Raw genomic sequence first — 20,974 nt, 5'->3', positions numbered from 1 at the left:
CTCCTTTGCGATCCGGATAGTGATTATATTACTTTGTCAGGAATGAAGAGTAACTAGCATATAACGCCAAAGTACTTGTACAACACGCCAATTGTGAATACCAAGGAACCTGCAACCTCTAACCGGTACTGAAATGTTCAGTTCGCCAATTCGATGGAGTATCTCCTTCCCAAAGACGGAAGGCACGGTAGAACGAGTTCTGATCCTCATATCCGATCAAAAAGGCAACTTCTTTGATATCGAGCGAAGGGTCTGCCAAGTACTCGATGGCCTGTTCATGTCTAGCTTGTGTCAACAGTTGCTTGAAGCTCGTGTTTTCATCCGTTAGCCTGCGCTGTAAGGTGCGATCGCTCACATTGAGCTCCTTCGCCACAGACTGAATGTCAGGGCGTCCTGCTGTGAGACAGCGTTTGATGATCCACTTGACCGTCTCGGTAATGGAGCGATTACTCTGAAGTTCATCAAGCGATCGGTCCAGTGCGGGAGTCAGAATCTCCAGCAATTCTTCGTTGTACGAGAGAAAAGGTCGGTCCAGATCTCTTCGAAAGAGCGTCAACCGGTTACGTTTTGCGCCCGTCCGGATCCGACAGCCAAAATAAGCTTCAAGCGCCTGTACATCGCCCATGGGCTCCGAAAATTCGACCAACTGCGCGGTCAAAGGTTGATCTGTGCCCCGGCGTCCAAGCTCCAAAAGACATGCCAGTGTGATACCAACAAGCAGCGATGGACCGGGCTGCTCGCCTAGATTCAGCCATTCCAGGTCGATGGTACAGCGTTCGCCATCCTCGTTGATAAGCAAGCCTTCGGGCGGACATAGTTGTTTATACCGAGCCATCCGGTTTAGAGCATCGCGGTAGTCACGAGCGTGGTAAGGCGCTAAGACGGTCGGTGGGTACTTCGCCGTTTCAAAGACCGTCGCAAGTTCGATGATGGCTTGGGCAGTGTCCCCAATGAGATCGGAATAAGCCTCCCAGATCGCGAAATATTGGGCGGTAGTAACTATAGATTCCGTAATGATGGTAAGCGGTAATTGTGCTTGTCGAGCTACGTCATGGGCGGCAATCCCTAATTGATGTAATCCTTCCCAAAATCCCGGCGGGATTTTAATTTGGTCAGAGGTGTAAGACTTCATATATAGGGCTCCTTTAGCTACTATGAATTGTAATTGTTAATATGAGACGTTATTATACATCAAAACCATGAATATTGCTGACAATATTGATCGTTGTGCCTTTTTTCTTCTGTTTGACAAATGGAGTTTATTTTTTTACATTAGAGTTAGTTGTTTGAATAACTTACTTTATAGGAAGGTGAAACGGTCATGGCGAAACCAAATGTAATTAGCAAACAAGAGCTGCTCGAGGCTGCCCAAAAGTGTGTTTCAGAAAAAGGTATGGATAAATTAACTTTGAAAGCAGTGGCCGATCAGGCTAATGTCAGCCAGGGAACGGTCTATTATCATTTTCGAACGAAAGAGCAATTAATAATCGAACTTGTTGAGAGTCTATGTAATGCTTCATGGGTTTCGCTGGAGCAAAACAATCGATCAATTGAAGAAGCCATACAAGAAGCCAAGGAAAGATGCGATTATCATTCTGTTTATCACCGATTATTTTTTTCGTCATTAGCTGCAAGCTTTCAGATCCAAGAGAATCGCAGCCGAATGGGCGCCATGATTCAAGAAGAAAACAAATACCTGACTCAAATTCTTACTGCTCGGTGGGGTGAATCACCAATAGAGGAAATGTCCATGGAGCACTGGGGCATTTTAATGAACGCATTAATGGATGGGCTGGCCGTGCAAGCTTTGCTTAATGAAGAATTTCCAAAAGACGAAATCTTTCATGCATTACAACTGTTTTTTGACTTCATGTCCAGCGAGGTGAAGAAATGAACAGCATTCCTATAAACAGGCAGCGTCATGGATTTTTTCTGGCATGGGGTTTTGTCCTTTGGCTGGCAGCGACAGTTATCTTTCATTTCTGGGGTGATTGGTTGATTGATGTCAGGCATCCCATGAGAACCGCCGTCAGCTTTCTAATCGCGATCCCCTTGATTTATGGATGTATCGCTCCTTTGTTCTCCTATCTGGATATTCCGAATTCAGATCGCCCTCGTCTTTCCGTCTACATCGCTTTGCCTGGTATGCTGCTGGACATTCTGTCGCTACTCTTCCACTCTGTCGTATTCCCGGTTATTTCAGAGCAGAGCATCCACGTTCTGGCTGCCTGGCTATTCTGGGCATACAGCTTGATATTTCTGGTAGGGCTGAGACCTATAAGGATGGCTCCTCGGCGCCATTCATGAAGGAAATGAACTTCTTCAGAGAAGCGATATGATAGTCGGCTCGATCTCTAACGGATCCGTCACAGTTTCATATCGCCCCGCTACGTTACCGTTACGGTCGATCAAAAATTTTGTGAAATTCCACTTGATATCGTCACCGGCGTATATATCCGGGTATTTATCCAGCAGGAAATCCTGCATCCAGCGCCCGCTCGAGGTTTGTGTGTCGAAGCCTTGAAAAGGCGCTCGATGCGTAAGATATGGAAACAACGGGTGAGCCGACGGTCCGCGAACCTCGACTTTTTCAAACAAAGGAAACGTCACTCCATATTGCCCCTCGCAATATTGTTGAATCTCCGCGTTGCTCCCAGGCTCTTTTTCATTGAATTGGTTGCACGGAAAACCGAGTACTTCAAAGCCCTGTTCACGGTGAAACTCATAAAGCTGCTCAAGATCAGCAAATTGACGGGAATAGCCGCATCTGCTGGCAGTATTAACGATAAGAAGAACCTTGTCGTGGTAGGTGGATAATTCTACGGGTTGGCCGAGAATGGACTTGGCTTGAAATTGATAAATGGACATCGGTCACACTCCTTCTTGCTTTTTATACAAAGATCATAGAATTAAGGCGCTTATAGGTCCAATATATAGTTTGAATAACACTTATAGATATACACAATAAATCAATACGCTAGGTGCTCAAACCAACCGAATATTAAACCAGAATTAGGGAACGATTAGATCGTATGAATCATTGTTAAAGCGAGCTGATCACATGCCATTGTTCAAAAAATCAAAGCAAACAAAATCCAAACCAGATCGATCTCAACAAAATCATCAAACGAATCAAATGCCGTCCCCCTCTCCCCTCTCTGATCGCTTGGACCAGAATTTGCATAAGCTCAGGGAGCAGACCGGTAACAGCCGAGATATCATTATTCGTACGTTACAACATAGTTTCGGAAGCGACCATACCATTGCGGTCATTTATATCGATGGGCTGGTTAATACGCTTACGATTAATAACTCGATCATGCAATCTTTAACACCAAAAGACTACCATGAAAAGCTTCATACATCCGACCCAACTGAGATCCTCTCTATGATCAAAAACCGCTTCTTATCCATCGGCAGCATTAGCGATTTGAATGATCTGGGTCAACTCATCTCCGCCGTGCTTGAAGGCAATACCGTCATTCTCATAGACGGATCATGCCACGGCATTATGGCAAGCTCTACAGGAGGCGAAGAGCGGGGCGTAGAGGAGCCCCAATCTCAAACCGTGGTTCGCGGTCCAAAGGAAGGGTTCACGGAAAATATCCGCACCAATACGGCTTTAATCCGTCGGAAGATTAAAAGCCCGAATCTCTGGATTGTAGATCGAAAGATTGGCCGGGTCACCCAAACGCATGTTTCCGTCATGTATTTGCATGGTATCGCCAATGATAAGGTAGTACAAGAAATACTGAATCGATTAGACCGAATTGATACCGACAGTATTCTGGAGAGCGGCTATATCGAAGAATTCATTCAAGACAATACGTTCACCCCCTTTCCTACCATTACTAACACGGAGCGCCCCGATGCGATCGCCGGTGCGATTCTGGAAGGGAAAGTGGCCATATTGGTTGATGGAACTCCCTTTGCGCTGCTCGCCCCCATCACCATTTTTAAGCTTTTTCAATCGAGTGAGGATTACTATCAAAAATTCGATATCGCCACCTTTTTGCGTCTCTTACGCATCATCTCCTTTGTTGTATCGATGCTTCTTCCTTCGCTTTATATTGCTATCTCAACGTTTCATCAAGAAATGCTGCCAACAACTTTGCTGATTAGCCTTGCTGCCCAGCGGGAAGGCATCCCCTTTCCGGCCGTTGTCGAAGCGCTGGCTATGGAAATTACATTCGAAGTATTAAGGGAAGCCGGCGTTCGAATGCCGAGAGCTATGGGTTCTGCGATATCCATTGTAGGCGCTTTGGTGCTGGGGCAGGCGGCAGTCCAGGCCGGTTTAGTATCTGCTGCCATGGTGATCATTGTTGCATTCACGGCCATTGCCAGCTTTGTGGCCCCGTCCGTGAGCATATCGAACTCGGCAAGATTGCTTCGTTTTGGTTTTATGATACTGGCGGCGACATTAGGGCTGTTTGGCATTATGGCTGGATTAATCGCGATGTTAATTCATTTATGCGGTTTACGTTCATTCGGCTTGCCCTACCTTGCCCCGTTCGCTCCATTTATCCCGTCAGACCAAAAAGACGTGTTGGTTCGTGTTCCATGGTGGGCCATGCTGGCAAGACCGACCTTAATCAGTCAGAATAACCGGAAACGTCAAAAAATGAGTCCGCGACCATCGCCTACCGAAGACAGGAAGTAGTCAACAACCGGTAAACTAGGAGGTGAAGAATTAGATGAACCGTAAACTTAATCTCCTGATTCTCACCTTGATCCTCCCGTTATTGCTAAACGGTTGCTGGGATAGCCGGGAGCTTAACTCGCTCAGCATTGTATCTGCGACATCCATTGACCGAAGCAATGACGAATGGGTCATTTCCTTCCAAGTCGTCATCCCGCAGTCCATTGCTACCCAGACAGGCGGTGGAGCCGGCGGCAGCCAATCTCCGATCACCATCTTTTCGACGAGGGGAAAGACGATTCGTGAAGCCATGCAGAATGCCAATTTAGAAGCACCTCGAACGCTCTTTTTTGCCCATAACTCCATTTTGATATTGAATGAGCAGGTCGCGCGTAAGGAAGGAGTACGGCAAATTCTTGATTTTTTCCTCCGGCCCTTGGAAAGCAGGGAAACGATGTCTGTTCTCCTGACCAAGGGCAAAGCCTCAAATCTATTAGAAGTACTAATTCCATTAGAGAAAATAACGGGAAACGCGATTCAACGAGTCATTACGCAAGGTCAAGAGAATCTGTCCCAGGTTAAAAATATTAAATTGATCGATTTTGCATCGATGATCGCAAATCCTTACCGAAGTGCCGTCGTTCCAGAGCTAAAGGTTTCCGGCGATCAAGAGGAACAATCCACCCTGGATGCCCTCAAGTCAACTCGGAATAAAGCGGTAATCAAACTTGGGGATCTGGGGGTCTTTCGAGGGGACAAGCTGGTTGGATGGATGAAGCGGGAAGAAAGCAGAGGGGTTGCTTGGCTGTCGAACAGCGTCAAAAACTTGATCATTGTTTTTCCTTGCAGTGATCGAGAAAATACTCAACTATCGAGCTATCGGGTAGTCCATTCATCGACCCAGGTGGAGCCAGTCATGGTAAACGGATCTATAAATATGCGGGTACACATTGAAACGAAAGGTGCCCTTGATGAAACCAGCTGTACGATGGATTTAACAAAGCCGGATGTCATAACGAAACTTGAGGAGACGATTACCGAACAAATCAAGGACGAGATAGGGACAGCTTGGAAGAGGATGCAGGAATTGAATAGCGATCCGGTAGGCTTCATGGATATGATTCATAGAAGGTACCCTTCAGTAAGCAGACGATTATCAACGTCCGAACAACCGCTTCAGGAACTGGAACTTAACCTGAACATCAAAGTGACCATTGAGCACACGAATATGATCAATAAACCATTCTCGAATTTGATTGAACCGAAGAATTAACCGGCATTCGATCCCATGAATAAGGAGGTTCAACATGGAGAAAATCGGTAAATACCAAATCATTGCCATGACCATCTTGTTTATGATTGGCAGTTCCCCGTTGTATGAACTGGGGATCGAAGCTAAGCAAGATGCATGGCTTGTCATGTTGGCTGGAATGATCGCGGGATCATTGTTGCTATATGTCTATCTATATATTCAAAACAGAAATTCGGATCTTAGTCTCCCCCGAATATTGAATCAACACTTGGGCAAGTATCTAGGCTCATTCATTACTGTAGCCTACATCGTTTATTTTTCGTATGAATCCATGAGGAATACCCGGGAGTTCTCGGACATTATCAATATCTCCTTTCTCCCCAGTACGCCGCTGTACATCCTTATTCTTTTGATGGTCGTGCTGTCCGGCTACGCGGTATCAAAAGGCATTGAGGTTTTCTTTCGTGTCGTCGAATTCATGCTTCCTTTCACTCTAATAGGCTATATCCTCATCATCATCATGTTCATCGGCTCGAACATCATTCATCTTGAGCGTCTTATGCCCATATTAGAGAATGGCATTCTGCCGGTGTTGCGTGCTTCCTTACCAGAGGTGATTAGCTTTCCCTTTGGACAAATCGTGGTATTTCTCATGTTTTGGAGTCATCTCGACGACAAGAAAACGCTGTCCAAAGCATCTGTTTCTGCTTATATTTTCGTCGGCATCTTTTTATTGCTATTCAACATTTTAAACCTTGCTATTCTGGACCCTTCGATTACAAGTATTTCGACTTTTCCGCTGCTTCGTTCTGTCCGTCTCATCCAAATCGCCAATTTCCTTGAACGTTTGGATCCTTTGATTATCATGCTGATTTATATTGGAATTTTCGTTAAAATGACGGCATTCTACCTTGGAGCCGTGCTTGGACTTTCGAGTTTAATCAAAGTGAGCCATAAAAAATTAACAGTGATCGTGGGTGCCTTCATTTATACCATTTCGTTTCTTTCCCCCAACTTTATATATCATATCTGGATCGGATTTAATCAAAATTTGAAATATCATTTTCCTATTTTTCAGATCTGGATACCGCTGATTCTAGCGTTGATTATTCTAGTCAAAGGATCTAGTTCATCCAAGCCCGGGTGATTAGCATTGTCCACAACGACACTTTCATGCAAACCAAAAAGCCGCGTTGTCGCGGCTTTTTTAGCGTGTAACAAATCGTGTGTACTAAAGAACATCCACAACACCCATCTGCTCAGATGCTGCTGCAGGTAACCATCCTTCAAGCAGTGCTCCTCCTTCCGGATGATTGCCTGCAGCAAGTTCGCCTCCGTGCTGCCTAACAATTCTTCGTGAAATGGTTAAACCTAATCCGCTGCCACCGGTTGAACGACTTCTGGATGCTTCCCCCCGATATAGAGGTTCGAATACGCGCTCAAGTTCTTCCGGAGAGAAACCCGGCCCGGTATCGCGTATCGTAAACTTAACCTTATTGCCATCCTTGTTACACTGGACTTGGATTTCACCACCCGCTGGCGTGTGTCTGACGGCATTATCCAAAAGATTGTTCATGGCACGTTCTAATAAATGCATATCTCCATTGATAGTGCAGCCATCTGTTACATGGTATGAGATCGAGATGCCTTTTTGCCGAGCCAGCGGACTTAGACTGTCCCTTGAATTCCGAATTACCTGGTTAAAATCAACCGTTTTATGGTTCAGTTCCGATTCCGACTCCACATACTCCATTTTTGTAAAGGTGAAAAGGTCCTCTACCAAACGATCCAATTGTGCCGATTTATCCTTGCAAACCGCCACATAGTGGGCCATTTTCTCCGGGGATTGTGCGATCCCTTGCTCGAGTCCATCCAAATAGCCACGCAAAGCGAACAACGGTGTCCGTAAATCATGCGCAACAGCAGCAATGACGAATCGGCGTTCCTCCTCCAATTCGGCCTGTTTCCGATAGGACTGCTCCAGTCCCTTCACCATAACATCGAATCCGTCGCGGACTTCAGCAATTTCGGTGACCCTGGACATGGGTAATCGAACCTCCCAATCCCCTGTTGCAATTTGCCTAGCTGCGATTCCCATCTTCTCGAGTGGTTTAAGAACGAATCTTCTCATTTCCATTCCGACAACAAAGATCGCAAGCAGGAGCCCGATAAAAGCCGACATGACTTGAACTTGATTGGTTTGAGGCAAATACAGAATAACCCTTCCCAGCAATTGGCCGTCCTCTATGACAGAGAACCGCTCGGTCGATAACGTAGTTCCTCGTCGTTCCGGATTGGAACGATAAATTTCCTGATCTGCTGCGGATTGAATGAGAACATCCATCTTCGCTTCGCGCAGCGCTGTATACAATTGGTTTTGCCAGTTCGGATCCGACCATTGGTCTGTGTCCGTTTCAATTCGCTGAGTTATTTCCGATATATTTCGTTGCAGCGTTTCGTTTTGCAGCCGACCTTTTTCGAAGCTGAGCGTCTTGGTTTCCATAAAGTGTGCGGCAACAAAGAAGATCCAAGGCAATAAGAGGATAAAGAAGAAGCAAAGCATTGTAAACGTACGAATGCGGAGTGACCTCATGTTACCCTCCCTCAAAGCGATACCCTACTCCCCATACGTTGACCAGGAATATCGGTTGGTTCGGATCGGCTTCGATTTTCTCGCGAAGCCGGCTGAGATGGACCCGAATCGTATGCCTATCCCCCACCCCATCCCAAAATTTCGCAAGTAATTGTTCATAGGAGAAAACATGTCTCGGGTGTTCGGCAAATAATCGAAGCAACTCATATTCCTTGGGTGTGAGCACGACGTTATTTCCATCCACTAGTACTTCTCTTGTGGACAGGTTTAACTTGATGCGGCCGTAATCCAAGACCCTACTATCCATTGGCTGCGGGGAAGCGGAACGCCGCAATACGGCTTTCACTCTGGCAACGATCTCTCCCGGCGAAGCCGTTTTGACGATGTAATCATCGCCTCCGAGAGTTAGGCCGCGAATCTTATCCACATCATCGCTGCGAGCACTCAAAAAGAGGATGGGAACATTGCTCTCCCCACGAATCCGGCGGCAAAACTCAAATCCATTTTGTCCCGGCATCATGATGTCAAGAACCATACAATGAATGGAGTTTTGCTTGAATATGTCCCACGCTTGAGCGGTATCGCAAGCAGTCATTACTTGAAAGTTGTCATTCTCTAGAAAATCCCTTAATAGCTCAACGATACTTTGGTCATCGTCTACAACCAGTATCGTCTTTGATCCTATCATGTTTATCCCACCTTTGCTATCCTAGTTTATCATTTTTTTAGCAAGAACCAACGCAAGCTTATGTATTGTGATGGTTTGTTTATACTTTTGTGACCTTTCTACATCTTCGTTTGAGATATTCGTTTGTTATGCTTCTACTTGCGCACACGGACAGCCCATATTTCGGGTGATTGTCGGGCGCAGTCATCGATAAAGGAGGTTTACATATGGGTTTGGAAAATAACGCTTTCTCGTTCTTCCCTTTCGGCGCTTTGTTTTGTCTCACGCTGTTTGCTTTCCTGGCGGTTCGAGTATACGCGATTCGTCAACGTTACAAAAGCGATCATCAAAAGGATGACATCGCTATGATTCTAAAGAGTCGAATGGCCAAAGGTGAAATTGATGAGAAGGAATATCGCTTGCTGAAAGATCTTCTGATCAAATAGAGACTAGGAGGAATTATGGAATGCTAAACGTTCAAATCGTGTTGTTTGACGGCTTCGACCTTCTGGATGCAATAGCACCTTACGAGGTCTTTTGCGCCGCAGCCATGAATGCTGAAAACGCGTTAAGCGTAGAACTGGTCACCGCCGAAGGTCCAAGATCCGTGCCTAGCGGCATCAACGGGTTGAAGATTGAAGCGAGTGGCAGACTGAACCCGGAACGTGCGGGCATCATTCTCGTACCTGGCGCATCCGGCGATGTCGTAGATGATGGGCCCGATTCGATTCCGGCTATTCTAAGCCGGGCCATGAGTACGGGATTGACCGATATGATCAAGCAGGCGCTCCAGCACAAAGACATCATCGTCGCTACGGTCTGCGGCGGTTCCCTGGTGCTTGCCATGGGAGGCCTCTTGGAAGGCAGGCCGGCGGTAACCAATCACCTGGGCATGGATCTACTTGGTGCAACCGGTGCAATTCCCGTCTCGGCTCGCGTCGTGGACGACGGCAATCTGGTTACCGGCGGCGGCGTGACTTCAGGACTCGATGTTGCGCTATATCTGGTGGAGCGTGAACTTGGGCCTCGTATCGCTCACGCGGTAGAGCAGTTGTTTGAATATGAACGAAGAGGAACGGTTTGGAAGGATAAAGGGATTGCGCCTAGCGTTCACAAACCATTGACGAGTGAGGAACCAAGCACCGCGGTGAACAAAACATCGATGACAACCACGCCCAGCTCCGTGCATAGCAATAGCACACAGACATCGGTCTTCGACGGGGATTGGGATACCACCCTCGCTACGCCTGTCGGGAAGCTGGAGGTCAAGCTCTCCATTGCGACAAGACATGAGATGATCCATGGCACCGCAACGCAGGGAGATGAAACCATCGAGTTTATAAACCCCGTGCTTCTGAATAACAAGCTGACCTGGTCGCTGCGAATCACGAAACCCATGCGCTTGAATCTCAAATTTGAAGTTGTCGTCGATGGAGATCACATGATCGGTATGGCCAAAGCCGGCCTCCTGCCTGCATCCAAATTAACAGGAAAACGGGTTTTCTAATCCTAGAAAAACCGCGGCGGCCTACACGCGGTCTGGCTTCCAAGAATGTACATCGATCGAGTTTTTTTCAGGAATGGAATCTATCTAATATGTCGCTTCGGGAGTTGGGAACGGATGAAGAAACGGAAATCGTTATACCTACTGCTGGCCTGTGTCAGCATTCTATTTATACTATACGCCTTGGTTAAAAACTACTGGATCGATCCCGGTGCTGCGGGGTTTTTAAGCCATAAAACCGGGCTGAAGCGCGAGCTTAATCTCCCGGTTTGGTTAAATGTCATGTACGTTCATGTTGCATTCGCATGTATGGCCATGGCATCGGGGCTGATTAACTTTTCGAATCGGATTTTTGAAAAAAGCCTCAGGCTCCATCGCATAAACGGCTATGTATATATCGTATCCGTACTGCTAGTTGTGCTGACTTCCGGCTATATGGCCCCCTACGCCACCGGCGGAAAAATAAGCAGCATGGGATTCAATCTGCTGAATATGATCTGGCTGGTTATCACCATTACGGCGCTCGTCCAGATCAAGAGGAAACGGATCAATCGTCATCGCAACTGGATGATTCGTAGTTACGCCTTTTGCTTCACGAACATGTTGATTCATCTCATTACTTCCCTTTTTCATCAGGGGTTTGGGTACGTTTACGCTACCAGCTACACCATCGGCGTTTACGGTTCGATTGCGCTGCTGCTAGTTATTCCTGAAATGATCATCAGAACGAATCGAAAGGAATTGATGTAAGGATGAAAAAAATACTTAGCTTACTCATGTCGTTCACGCTCATTCTAAGTCTGTTAGCCCCCGCAGCAAGCGCGGAAAGCACTAAGAAGCAAGATCCATTCAAGGACAAAAGCGTACATGTACAAATCGTATTATTCGATGGGTTTGATCTGCTGGACGCATTAGCGCCATATGAAGTATTTGCTGCCGCTGGCATGTATACTGGTGGCAAAATCACGGTTGAATTGGTATCTGCAGAAGGTAAACGTTCGGTCCCGAGCGGGCTGAATGGGCCTACCCTCGAAGCGCAAGCCGTATTAGACCCTAACCGTTCCGGAATTATAGTGGTTCCTGGAGCCTCGGGAAAGCCGGCGGGGAATTCCCAAGATGCTATTCCCAACATTTTAAGACAGGCTAAGGATACTGGTTTAACAAGTTTGATGAAACAAGCGATGAATAATAAAGAAGTCACGGTGGCTACCGTGTGCGGAGGTTCATTGCTGCTGGCTATGGATGGCTTGTTGAAAGACAGATATGCTGTCACCAATCAGATCGGCATGGGGGCGCTAGGAGCTCTCGGTGCAGTTCCGGTTGAAGCAAGAATCGTGGAAGATGGTCCGCGCTTGGTGACTGGCGGAGGTGTTACTTCCGGACTTGATGTGGCCTTGTATTTGGTTGAGCGCGAAGTCGGGCCGCAGATTGCGAATGCCATTGAGCAGTTATTCGAATACGAGCGTAGAGGTACAGTATGGCAGGCAAAAGGCATAACGCCGATTAGCTTTGAGACGAGCCAGGAAACATCTAAAAAAGCACCCCCGGCTGCACCGGAGAAAAAAGCCGATAAGTGAAGAGCGGAGCAATCGGGGAGCGTGGAACCGTCTCTCTCTCATCTTCCGTTTATTGGACAATAACAGTCGCAATGAATAGAAGTCGTTTCACTTACTCGTTGAGAAAAATCGCGTGAATTCATCAAAAAAGCCGCATTTTGTGCGGCTTTTTTAAGTGCAATCTTTAGTCACTCTACCAAGCAAAGCGCCTATTTTTGTAGTTCTGCCGGATGAGTCCCTTTATCCTCTCGCTAAAAATGTAAGAATCAAACCAGCCAGTTCTTCTGCGTGCGTCAGCGTGATCATATGGTCAGCCCCCTCGACTACCTCGAAACGGACGTCTTGAGCTCGCTTGAACTGTTCCGCAATTCGCTGCATATCCTCCCATTCGACCGTCCCCTGAATAAACAGCGTGTTTGCAACAAGCTCCTCCAACCGCTCGATCGCTAGCGGCATCGGCCATACCACCTCGAAGCTCTTCCACTCACTAAACACTCTGGTCATATACAACGCATGCATCTCGCGCATAAAATCCCGTTCAGAGCTGGACATCGTCACCCGATAATTCGGCCCGCTTAACGATTGTTCAACCAGACGGTTGACATCGGGTGCACAAGCATTAACTTGGGCCATCCAATCGATGAAGGGCTGGGAGTGCTCGAATCCGGTTAGCGATGGTGCGATTAATACCAACTGGTCGACTCTAGAAGGGTAAGTCAAGGCAAAATCCGTAACTGCCTGCCCTCCCATGGAATGACCGACAAGCGAAACGCGGTCAATTTCCAGATGATCAAGCAATGACCATAGGTCTTCAACCAAGCTGGTTGGCAATTGCGGCGCAGGGGATTTTCCCGTTCCGCGACCATCATACGTGATGACTTGATGATTCCGGGCTAACTGCGGAGCAATATACTTCCATTCTCTTGAATCTACACCTGGGCTGTGTACCAACACAACGGGTGTCCCACTGCCTTGAGTCTGATAAGCTAAATCCATTTGAAAACTCCTCTCTCCTATGGATGATGATTCAGATTATGCTTCTAATATAATTTAAGACTGAACATTCGGTCAATAGAAAAACGCATGAAATCCAAGTGCCTTTCCTTACATAGGGTAAGAACTGTCCAAATCAACACAAAAAGCCGCCCATGGCGGCTTCTTAAACATGCGATAGACCTAGCGAGAATTGATGAGGAAAACCCGGTAATCCCTTGAACGTCAGGACTCCATCACTGACCAAACTCCAGATTCTGTAGATGATAAAGGAATAGCTTATACGCTGCTGTGAGCTTTCCAGTATTTTAGCCACGACGTCTCCAGCTTTAACAAAATTACCGGGACTGAGTTTATCTTGCAGCTCCATGACCGATTTGACGATAACCTCGTCCAGTTTATCCTCTTGGCAGCCTATGATTGTTCCCTCTTCCCAGAGTCGGAGCACATCCTCCTGTCCTGCCAACTCCAACCATTCTGATTCATATCGCTTCCTCAGATCAGAATTCAGAGGGATCCCCTCACCATAATTTCTAACAATATCGATGTATTTATCTCGTTCGACCAATGCCTGCGATACTGGAGCATTCCCCTGCGCCGTTTCTGTGAGTATTTGTGTCACATTGACCATATGGACTGGACTCTTCCGCTCCCTCAGCATATACATTGCAAATCGAAGTCCCGTTTGATCATGGGCATTATCCCCGCACCATATCACAACGGTCTTGCTCTCCGGTATATTCTTCAGCGTATCGATCATACGCTCGATTTGGTGTTCCTGGTTTATACTGTCTGAATAATATGAGTCCCTGTCATGTTCCATCAACCACATTTGCCTTCGGAGCTGCCCCTCCTTTGTGCTTAATTCCGTGATGGGACCAACTGAAAACCAATCATTAAATGCTACTACCCGAGATTCCTCCCGTTTACCAACTTTACTGAGCGCAACTTTTAATGAACCGGCTTCAGAGAGACTGAACACAATATGGACGCGAGTTTGAAGTTTCTCTTCTTGCAGTCTCTGGTAGCTAACGGTATCTATGTGCATTTCCATCAGATTATACAATCTTTGACCGAACATTCTATCTTCGTGCTCACCATGCGTAGAATCGTGTATCGCTGTATTCACCAACTGACGAAGTAAAAGCCAATGCTCTCTTTCTCCAAACCCGCTTAATTTCTCAAAGAGTTTATCGATTACAATCCCTCCCAAACTTTCGGCTTGATGAGAAGTTACCTTAATTTCATGTGCACATGTATTATAGACTTAATGTATCCACATTCGGAATGCAAGAAGTTCATCACTTCTTGTTCTCAGCACAGCTGCCACGTTTTGATGCCGCGTCCAATACCGACTGGATCGTTTGCTCCTCCAAGTATCGATTCAATTGCCGTTCGGCACCGTCCATCACCTGTTTGACCAGGCATACGCACTCACGGGGATGGTCCTCTTGTTTCTCGGCAGCCTTCTCTTCGGTCAGCAAACGATGCTGCCGCGAATTCATATTTGAGCATTCAAAGAGCTGCTGCCTTCCTTCGATCACCTGTATCACTTCAAGGAATGTAATCTGCTCGGCCGTCTTTGCAAGCTCGTAGCCTCCGTTCACTCCCGGCACTGCCCGCACGATTCCATCCTGCCTCAGCTTGGACATGATTTTGGACAAATAGCTTTCTGAAACGCCCAGCGTCGCAGATAACTCCTTGATTCCGATGTTCTGGTCACGCTCCGAATGAGCCAAATGGATTAAGGCGTGGAGAGCATAATCAACGCTTTTGGAAAACTGTATGGCGGTTTCCTCCTTTAATTTCGAATTACATAGACCTATGATATCCATTATATTAACTCGGATTCGTTTTTGCAATGAACCCAGGTTATAGGGTGGGTCTTGGTTACATTTACCTTCTGATTCTTTGAGGGGAATTGTCCGCAAAAAAAGCCGCCAACATGGCGACTTCGCAAGCAAATTCATATGATAGCCTTAAGCCTTACGGTCCAACGGGTATTGCAACCGCCGAAATTTAATGGACTATTTCAGCGTGTTGTTATTCCGAGGATCATATAATCCCGATGTGTCCTTGAACCATTCGAAGATATGGGATACACAAACCTTAAGGACCGCATAACCGGGAACGGCTAACAGAATGCCAACCACACCGAACAGATTACCGGCCGTCAGAATGACGAAGATAATCGTAATGGGGTGAATCTTAAGCGTTTTGCCCATGATTTGCGGTGAGATGAACTTCCCTTCGATTAACTGCACGATCGTCCATACCGCCACCATCTTCAGCAGCATCATCGGAGAAGTGACCAAAGCCACAATGAGCGCAGGCGTAATCGCAATTGCGGGTCCCAGATAGGGCACCACGCTGGTGAACGATGCAATAATCGCAAGAATCAACGCGTAATCCAGACCGATGATCATGTAACCGATATAGAGCAGAATCCCAATGCAGAAGCTCACAATAATCTGCCCGCGGATAAACGAGCTGATCTGATGATTGATATCCTGAAGCACATGCAAAATTCCGGAACGACTCTTCGTCGGCAGGAAAGACAATATTTTCAGAGGTAGCTTTTTGCCGTCTTTCAGCATATAAAACAGCACAAAGGGTACGGTCACAATCGACAGCACAACCTCCGTAAAAGCACCCAGAAACCCGCCCACTCTGCTCCATGTATGGTTCAGAATTTCCGTTGCCTTCTGCGTGACGGTTGTCCACCACTCTTGGGAGTTAATGTTCATGGTTTCTTGAATCTGATTATACAACTCGCTGCCCGTTAGATCTTCAAACTGCTGTCTAGCCTTTTCGCTATATGTCGGAAAATTATCAATCAGCCCCATAATCTGGTTGCGCAGCACCGGAATGACCGCGAGCACCACGATCGTTAGAATACCGGCAATAACCAGATACAGGATCAGGATGGACCATCCGCGCTTGATCTTCCATTTTTCCATTACATCTACCAGAGGGTTCAGCAAATAATAGAGAATTCCTGATAAAATGATCGGCAACACGATCGTCTTGATTAACACGGCGAGCGGATGCAGCACAAACGAAATCTTGCTTAGAACCAACACATTGAGTCCAACCAGCAACAGAACAAGCAAAAGAAGCACAAACTTATTGTTCAGAAAAAAGCGCTTGAACCGATCCGGCCAAATACGGGGTTGCTCCATACATGTCCTCCCTTACTTATGTATACATATTCAAGATGTAAAGCTGATTATTGATTCACGACAACGAAAAAATCCGACAAAATGACGTGATCTTCATTCTTTTAACTATAATGTTTGAACGGGGCACATGTCCAGTTTACCAAGAAGGCATTTCAGGTATTCACTGACATAAATACGGGAACAAGCCCGCATGTCACAAGGACACGCAGGCGGAAGCTGTTCAGTATGATCTTACAAGTACCGGGAAATGATGCGCACCAATTTCGCTGGCAGCTCATTCAGGTTGGTCATATCCAAAAACCTCTCGGCACCATAGATCTGACTAATGACATCCTTGTCTTGACCGATGGCGGCCGCCAAAAATTTGACTCCTTTTCTTTCGTATTCGGATAGCGTCTGCTGCATGTCCTGAATAGCCAGATTTCCTGTATAGTCTTCCATGGCTTTAGGCTGCCCGTCGCTGATGCTGATCAACAGCTTGGTTTGCTTCGGTGAAGCTGCTAACCGTTCCGCCATAATTCTTAAAGCCATACCATCCCGATTATTACTTCTGGCACGGATCCCCATCAACCTGAACCGATCCCGAACATCCGGTTGATCATAATCGGCATATGCGAAGATGGACATTTGTTCCAAACGGGAAACATCCGCAGTATCCCCGTAAATTAAAACAGGAATATGGCAAATTTGGCAGAATTCATAGACAGCAATGACCGCCCGCTTGGCAGCCTCTAATCTACCGAAAGCAGCCATCGATGCGGATTCATCCACCCTCAAACCGACCACAAGACCAGGGGATTCCGTCGGAGGACGTTTCTTGGCAAAATACTTGAAATCGCGATAGGCCACGCTGTCAGCCTGAAATTTAGAACCATAGTAATGGTTTTTGGCATATTCCGCGGTGATCTCATGCTCCAATAGCGGCAGCGTCTTTCTGGCGATTTCCCGAACGATGGGCATAAGGCCCATACTCAGACTCGAATATTCCTCCTGCTGATTCGGTTCGTATTCAGGACGGTGAACGATCAGCTTAACAGCCTGATGAATCGAGTCGGACACGATGGCTCTGGAGACTTGATTCAATTTTTTGCGGAAGTCCCGCTCCCTCTGCTTCTCCTCCTCCGACATGGGTGCGGGATTGGCCTGATGATATAGCGGTGATCCGTCCTCCCCTGAATCCGTACTCTCCATATCCGCTGACTCATCCGCGAGGATGGTTGTGCTGTTTTCGCTTTCAGCGGACTTTATTAACCGGAGCCCTTCTTCCTCGGCTTCCCCATCAGAAGTGGAGTCCGGGCCTATATCGCTGCCCCATGTCGTGATCTCCACTGCATCTGCATTCCGTTTTTTATTATTTTCAATCGGGACTTCCTCCAACATATCCAATAAGCCTTCGCCTACCAGCGCTTCTTCCAGCAGTTTGATCTCTTCCGAATCGGTAGTTATCTTGTAGATCACTTTATGGTAAAGTGCCTCCCTCGCAGGCGCACCTTGAGCAACGGCATCCACCCAATAGAAGTAGGAGCGCATGCCAGCCACGCCTTTAATGGCATTAGCCCGGGCCGTTTTATCCAATAGAATAATGACACTTGCCAGCACGTCCAGCATTTCTTCGTTCCGATAACCGGTTTTGGCCATTGCCCGCTCCATCATGATCTCTTTGGTCGGCAGGTCCATCTTCTCCGTATGCTGCACTCGGTCGCGCAATGCCTCGTTAAGCGGCCTGGATCCCGCATAACTGCGGTTTGCCGTGATCACGGCTATGAAATCCGGATGCCGGTGCACGATCTCCGTTGGGAGATTAAGACTGCCGCCCGGCTCCAATGCGGAATTTAATGCCATCAATACGCCAGCATCCCGAATCACGTTCGGTTCCTGTATTTCCAGCAGATATCCCTTTTGAAAAGCTCTGACGATCTCGGAAGCGTAAAATCGATACTCTACAGCTCCATCCTGAGCGTTTTTCGCAGCCAGCTTCAATAATTGCTTCATCTTGGCGGCAGCCATCTCTTGTGGAATCTCCAGCGCCTCCATTAAAATCTCCGTCGAGCTTCGAAAGCCATCGCTTTCGTATAATGCTTTCAAGGCCGCTTGGTCCGCGGTTTCCAGCTGCTTCATTCGATCCGATGAAATAACCGGTAAAATGGCGCCAAGAATATCCGATTTATCCATATCGGCAAAACAGGTTACTTTGGTATAGGGTAACCTGAAGTTTGCAGACAGCGCCTTGGCGAGCTGTGTTTTTCCGGAGCCGGCATCTCCCTCCAATAGAATATTGACGATTTTCATCTCGCCGCGATGCCAATTACGCTTAATTTCATTCGTGATTCGGCGTTCTTCCTCGCTTACTTTATGCGTTAATGGTTTTTTCCAGACAAGGCTCTTTTCTTCGTCAGTCCATTCTCTCCCAGGAGACAGCACGCAAGATTCATTGTCATTCTGGTCGTTCATGACCGCTCACCTCCAAACTCTCGTTAACTCTGAACACGGGAAAAGCCTCTTAACTCCCCGTTCGACAGGTTTCTCATCGTGCATAACCCAATTCCTCTAACATTCTCGTTAAAGTGCGCAGACGTTCTCCAATCATCTCACCGTTATCGCTCAATGACTCGTTGAACAGCTTGATATCCTCATGAATCTCTTCGTTATCCGTACAAACAGCCACCGTCATGGCGTTCCCCTGCAATCCGATCCGGTCGATCACAGGATGTTGTGGATCATATAAATGTTCATATCTATAGGCTTCGCTAAAATGGGTCAGGGCACTGCAAATGAGAATGGACAAATCTAGAATTCGATGGATGGGGATCTCATCCGAAGATCCAATCCCTTGTCCCTCGGCAGTTCTCCATACTTTGGCGGCAATATGCGCCTTGCCATCCTCATTCTGCCCGCTCAATCCCAAAGATAGGGCTCTTACATCTGTCTTATATGCGAAACGTCCATCCACTTTCCCATAGTTATCCGACATCATCACGGGTTTATGATTTGTAGAAGCAGGGTTTTCCATGGTCTCTCCTCATTTCTAATCTTTTATAAACGCATTTGCGTTTTGTCTATATATATAATAGACATATTCGCTATTATTGTAAATACCAACTTCCATGCTTCAAGCCAGAACAAACGAAAGGCTGCCGCTCTATTCCCGCGGCAGCCTTGGTACAGCTGAGGTATCCCATGATCTTCCTATTCTAGATGAAACGCTGCTTCAAGCTCGCGAATCCGGTCGTCATCGATGTGTATAACATTGCCGAGCGTTCTTGCCGACAGAATGGACTTGGCGCTGTACTCGGCAACTTCCAATCGGTCAAACGCGTTGAGCAGGCTCTGACCGGTAACAATTACACAATTATTATTTACAATGGCAATCGGCGTATCGGCTTTAAACAGCGAAGCGGTACGCTCAGGTTCATTGTAAACCGCATGAAAAGGAAGCTTTGGCATTCCGCGAAGCAAGATATAACTCTCCGGAATCGTTCTTGAATCGAATGCGGTATCGGTTACGGCAAATGCCATGATGTTGGGAGGATGCGCGATAATGACCGAATGGACATGCGGCTGCATTTGGTAGATCGCTTCATGGAGAAAGACAGACTTGCTCGGCTGTTTGCCAGCCTCGACTTTACCGTTCTCAATACGGACAAGGTCACCCGGTTCCAGATCGTTGCGGTCTTTGCCGTAGGGTGTGATGACAAAATCATTTCCAAACAATCGATGGGAAAAGGTCCCCTGCGTGCTTGTGAACAAACCTTGTTTATACGCACGCCGCATGAGTGCGCACATCTCTCGGCGGATTTCTTTTTCCTCCGACGTGCAGGTGTCGTAGATATACGTATCCAGCTGCAGCGTGCTTTTGTTGCGGACGGTATCGTAATCCTCATCGGTCAGCAGGACGGGATTTCCGAGTCGACGCGCCTCGATCTCCAGCCGCGCACAGAAGTCCAGGGTTTCAAACCGGTTAAACGCTTGAGAAAGGTCCCCAGCTCCGACCACAACGCCATGGTTCTCCAGCATAACCGTGTCGATCCCGCGCTTGAAAACAGCCGCAATGTTCTCCCCGAGCTGCTCGCTTCCAGGCAGGGCGTAAGGCGCGATCCCGATCTTGCCACAAATCTGCCGTTCGTTCGGAAGCAGCCTGGTATCCGGAATGCGCCGGACGATACTGAACGAAACCAGTGCGGGCGGATGGGCGTGAATGATCGCTTTCAAGTCCGGACGGGCTTGATAGATAAGCCTGTGAAACGGAAACTCGCTGGACGGCTTGTGAATGCCCAGGACCGTGCCGTTCTCCTTCACGCATACCATATCCATCCGGGTTAAAGAGCCTTTGTCCACCCCGGCCGGCGTGATCCAAATATCTCCGTTCTGGTCCCTGATTGACAGATTGCCCCCGGACGTGGTCGTCATGCCATGGTTGTAAATACGATTGATAAATTGAAGGAGCTGATCTGCCGGATGCAAAAAATTCTGATTCATCCCTGCCACCGCCTTATCCGAATGTTTTTGTTTAGTTTTGTTTGTTTTTATTATACTGTTTTTTCTATTGATATTCGAGAACAATTGTGGCAAAAACATAACAATAGCCGAA

At 47.2% G+C, this 20,974-nt stretch carries 20 protein-coding genes; 9 read left to right on the top strand and 11 right to left on the bottom strand.

Features of this window, described 5'->3' with window-relative positions; translation table 11 throughout:
* Positions 1-118 precede the first annotated feature (118 nt).
* Positions 119-1,132, bottom strand: a complete 1,014-nt coding sequence (locus PAEVO_RS07375; protein ID WP_100536975.1) for a helix-turn-helix transcriptional regulator — start codon at positions 1,130-1,132, stop codon at positions 119-121.
* 189 nt (positions 1,133-1,321) lie between these two features.
* Between PAEVO_RS07375 and PAEVO_RS07370 the strand changes: the two genes are divergently transcribed.
* Positions 1,322-1,894 carry a TetR/AcrR family transcriptional regulator gene (locus PAEVO_RS07370; protein WP_100536974.1) on the top strand — a complete coding sequence of 191 codons (573 nt, stop codon included), beginning with the start codon at positions 1,322-1,324 and terminating at the stop codon, positions 1,892-1,894.
* Entirely contained in the window at positions 1,891-2,307 is a 417-nt protein-coding gene (locus tag PAEVO_RS07365; RefSeq protein WP_100536973.1) for a DUF5367 family protein, read from the top strand. The genes PAEVO_RS07370 and PAEVO_RS07365 overlap by 4 nt, the downstream gene beginning before the upstream one ends.
* 15 nt (positions 2,308-2,322) lie before the next feature.
* Here the strand turns inward: PAEVO_RS07365 and PAEVO_RS07360 are convergent, their stop codons facing one another.
* Positions 2,323-2,868: a glutathione peroxidase gene (locus PAEVO_RS07360; protein WP_100536972.1), complete on the bottom strand. Its 546-nt coding sequence runs from the start codon at positions 2,866-2,868 to the stop codon at positions 2,323-2,325.
* Positions 2,869-3,061: 193 nt separating this feature from the next.
* Between PAEVO_RS07360 and PAEVO_RS07355 the strand changes: the two genes are divergently transcribed.
* From PAEVO_RS07355 to PAEVO_RS07345, 3 genes are read left to right on the top strand one after another with little or no spacing between them, the layout of a single operon-like run.
* A complete protein-coding gene (locus tag PAEVO_RS07355; RefSeq protein ID WP_481856487.1) occupies positions 3,062-4,660 on the top strand; it encodes a spore germination protein in 1,599 nt (532 codons plus the stop codon).
* Positions 4,661-4,694: 34 nt separating this feature from the next.
* Positions 4,695-5,912 carry a Ger(x)C family spore germination protein gene (locus tag PAEVO_RS07350; RefSeq protein WP_100536971.1) on the top strand — a complete coding sequence of 406 codons (1,218 nt, stop codon included), beginning with the start codon at positions 4,695-4,697 and terminating at the stop codon, positions 5,910-5,912.
* Between the two features lie 34 nt (positions 5,913-5,946).
* Positions 5,947-7,038, top strand: coding sequence for a GerAB/ArcD/ProY family transporter (locus tag PAEVO_RS07345; protein WP_100536970.1), 1,092 nt, complete (start codon positions 5,947-5,949; stop codon positions 7,036-7,038).
* Between the two features lie 84 nt (positions 7,039-7,122).
* Here PAEVO_RS07345 and PAEVO_RS07340 read toward each other — a convergent pair whose 3' ends face one another.
* Positions 7,123-8,484 (bottom strand): sensor histidine kinase, encoded by a 1,362-nt coding sequence (locus PAEVO_RS07340; protein ID WP_100536969.1) that lies wholly within the window; start codon positions 8,482-8,484, stop codon positions 7,123-7,125.
* Between the two features lies 1 nt (position 8,485).
* The gene (locus PAEVO_RS07335) at positions 8,486-9,172 is read right to left on the bottom strand and encodes a response regulator transcription factor (protein WP_100536968.1); all 687 of its coding nucleotides are present in this window, start codon (positions 9,170-9,172) and stop codon (positions 8,486-8,488) included.
* Between the two features lie 206 nt (positions 9,173-9,378).
* On the opposite strand from PAEVO_RS07335, the gene PAEVO_RS07330 reads away from it, so the two are divergent.
* The 4 genes from PAEVO_RS07330 to PAEVO_RS07315 all read left to right on the top strand — a co-directional run bounded on the left by PAEVO_RS07330 (position 9,379) and on the right by PAEVO_RS07315 (position 12,232).
* Positions 9,379-9,597, top strand: a complete 219-nt coding sequence (locus tag PAEVO_RS07330) for an SHOCT domain-containing protein (protein ID WP_100536967.1) — start codon at positions 9,379-9,381, stop codon at positions 9,595-9,597.
* Between the two features lie 20 nt (positions 9,598-9,617).
* On the top strand, positions 9,618-10,658 hold the full coding sequence (locus PAEVO_RS07325; protein ID WP_100536966.1) for a DJ-1/PfpI family protein: 1,041 nt from the start codon (positions 9,618-9,620) through the stop codon (positions 10,656-10,658).
* A gap of 114 nt (positions 10,659-10,772) precedes the next feature.
* Positions 10,773-11,405, top strand: coding sequence for a DUF2306 domain-containing protein (locus PAEVO_RS07320; protein WP_100536965.1), 633 nt, complete (start codon positions 10,773-10,775; stop codon positions 11,403-11,405).
* A gap of 2 nt (positions 11,406-11,407) precedes the next feature.
* Positions 11,408-12,232, top strand: a complete 825-nt coding sequence (locus PAEVO_RS07315) for a DJ-1/PfpI family protein (RefSeq protein WP_100536964.1) — start codon at positions 11,408-11,410, stop codon at positions 12,230-12,232.
* 219 nt (positions 12,233-12,451) lie between these two features.
* Here PAEVO_RS07315 and PAEVO_RS07310 read toward each other — a convergent pair whose 3' ends face one another.
* The 7 genes from PAEVO_RS07310 to PAEVO_RS07280 all read right to left on the bottom strand — a co-directional run bounded on the left by PAEVO_RS07310 (position 12,452) and on the right by PAEVO_RS07280 (position 20,862).
* The gene (locus PAEVO_RS07310) at positions 12,452-13,207 is read right to left on the bottom strand and encodes an alpha/beta fold hydrolase (RefSeq protein WP_100536963.1); all 756 of its coding nucleotides are present in this window, start codon (positions 13,205-13,207) and stop codon (positions 12,452-12,454) included.
* Between the two features lie 163 nt (positions 13,208-13,370).
* Positions 13,371-14,417: a DUF1835 domain-containing protein gene (locus tag PAEVO_RS07305; RefSeq protein ID WP_243390662.1), complete on the bottom strand. Its 1,047-nt coding sequence runs from the start codon at positions 14,415-14,417 to the stop codon at positions 13,371-13,373.
* Between the two features lie 88 nt (positions 14,418-14,505).
* Complete coding sequence (locus tag PAEVO_RS07300) at positions 14,506-14,991, bottom strand: RrF2 family transcriptional regulator (RefSeq protein WP_100539353.1); 486 nt, start codon at positions 14,989-14,991, stop codon at positions 14,506-14,508.
* A gap of 240 nt (positions 14,992-15,231) precedes the next feature.
* Positions 15,232-16,386, bottom strand: coding sequence for an AI-2E family transporter (locus PAEVO_RS07295; protein WP_100536962.1), 1,155 nt, complete (start codon positions 16,384-16,386; stop codon positions 15,232-15,234).
* 231 nt (positions 16,387-16,617) lie between these two features.
* Positions 16,618-18,837, bottom strand: a complete 2,220-nt coding sequence (locus PAEVO_RS07290; RefSeq protein WP_100536961.1) for an AAA family ATPase — start codon at positions 18,835-18,837, stop codon at positions 16,618-16,620.
* A 73-nt stretch (positions 18,838-18,910) separates the two neighbouring features.
* Positions 18,911-19,396 (bottom strand): DUF6530 family protein, encoded by a 486-nt coding sequence (locus PAEVO_RS07285; RefSeq protein ID WP_100536960.1) that lies wholly within the window; start codon positions 19,394-19,396, stop codon positions 18,911-18,913.
* A gap of 176 nt (positions 19,397-19,572) precedes the next feature.
* Positions 19,573-20,862, bottom strand: a complete 1,290-nt coding sequence (locus PAEVO_RS07280) for a class II aldolase/adducin family protein (protein ID WP_100536959.1) — start codon at positions 20,860-20,862, stop codon at positions 19,573-19,575.
* Between the last annotated feature and the right edge of the window lie 112 nt (positions 20,863-20,974).

The sequence above is a fragment of the Paenibacillus sp. GM2FR genome (assembly GCF_002803325.1).
Lineage (GTDB): Bacteria > Bacillota > Bacilli > Paenibacillales > Paenibacillaceae > Paenibacillus_AQ > Paenibacillus_AQ lautus.
The sequence above is the reverse complement of the archived record's forward strand: the minus strand, read 5'-3'. Positions and strand labels throughout refer to the sequence as shown.

What these genes read in the sequence shown, in the direction of transcription:
- PAEVO_RS07330 (WP_100536967.1), top strand. Translation starts at nt 9,379, where the DNA reads ATGGGTTTGGAAAATAACGCTTTCTCGTTCTTCCCTTTCGGCGCTTTG.
- PAEVO_RS07315 (WP_100536964.1), top strand. Translation starts at nt 11,408, where the DNA reads ATGAAAAAAATACTTAGCTTACTCATGTCGTTCACGCTCATTCTAAGT.
- PAEVO_RS07355 (WP_481856487.1), top strand. Translation starts at nt 3,062, where the DNA reads ATGCCATTGTTCAAAAAATCAAAGCAAACAAAATCCAAACCAGATCGA.
- PAEVO_RS07310 (WP_100536963.1), bottom strand. Translation starts at nt 13,207, where the DNA reads ATGGATTTAGCTTATCAGACTCAAGGCAGTGGGACACCCGTTGTGTTG.
- PAEVO_RS07345 (WP_100536970.1), top strand. Translation starts at nt 5,947, where the DNA reads ATGGAGAAAATCGGTAAATACCAAATCATTGCCATGACCATCTTGTTT.
- PAEVO_RS07340 (WP_100536969.1), bottom strand. Translation starts at nt 8,484, where the DNA reads ATGAGGTCACTCCGCATTCGTACGTTTACAATGCTTTGCTTCTTCTTT.
- PAEVO_RS07320 (WP_100536965.1), top strand. Translation starts at nt 10,773, where the DNA reads ATGAAGAAACGGAAATCGTTATACCTACTGCTGGCCTGTGTCAGCATT.
- PAEVO_RS07360 (WP_100536972.1), bottom strand. Translation starts at nt 2,868, where the DNA reads ATGTCCATTTATCAATTTCAAGCCAAGTCCATTCTCGGCCAACCCGTA.
- PAEVO_RS07370 (WP_100536974.1), top strand. Translation starts at nt 1,322, where the DNA reads ATGGCGAAACCAAATGTAATTAGCAAACAAGAGCTGCTCGAGGCTGCC.
- PAEVO_RS07365 (WP_100536973.1), top strand. Translation starts at nt 1,891, where the DNA reads ATGAACAGCATTCCTATAAACAGGCAGCGTCATGGATTTTTTCTGGCA.
- PAEVO_RS07350 (WP_100536971.1), top strand. Translation starts at nt 4,695, where the DNA reads ATGAACCGTAAACTTAATCTCCTGATTCTCACCTTGATCCTCCCGTTA.
- PAEVO_RS07290 (WP_100536961.1), bottom strand. Translation starts at nt 18,837, where the DNA reads ATGAACGACCAGAATGACAATGAATCTTGCGTGCTGTCTCCTGGGAGA.
- PAEVO_RS07375 (WP_100536975.1), bottom strand. Translation starts at nt 1,132, where the DNA reads ATGAAGTCTTACACCTCTGACCAAATTAAAATCCCGCCGGGATTTTGG.
- PAEVO_RS07335 (WP_100536968.1), bottom strand. Translation starts at nt 9,172, where the DNA reads ATGATAGGATCAAAGACGATACTGGTTGTAGACGATGACCAAAGTATC.
- PAEVO_RS07285 (WP_100536960.1), bottom strand. Translation starts at nt 19,396, where the DNA reads ATGGAAAACCCTGCTTCTACAAATCATAAACCCGTGATGATGTCGGAT.
- PAEVO_RS07325 (WP_100536966.1), top strand. Translation starts at nt 9,618, where the DNA reads ATGCTAAACGTTCAAATCGTGTTGTTTGACGGCTTCGACCTTCTGGAT.
- PAEVO_RS07280 (WP_100536959.1), bottom strand. Translation starts at nt 20,862, where the DNA reads ATGAATCAGAATTTTTTGCATCCGGCAGATCAGCTCCTTCAATTTATC.
- PAEVO_RS07295 (WP_100536962.1), bottom strand. Translation starts at nt 16,386, where the DNA reads ATGGAGCAACCCCGTATTTGGCCGGATCGGTTCAAGCGCTTTTTTCTG.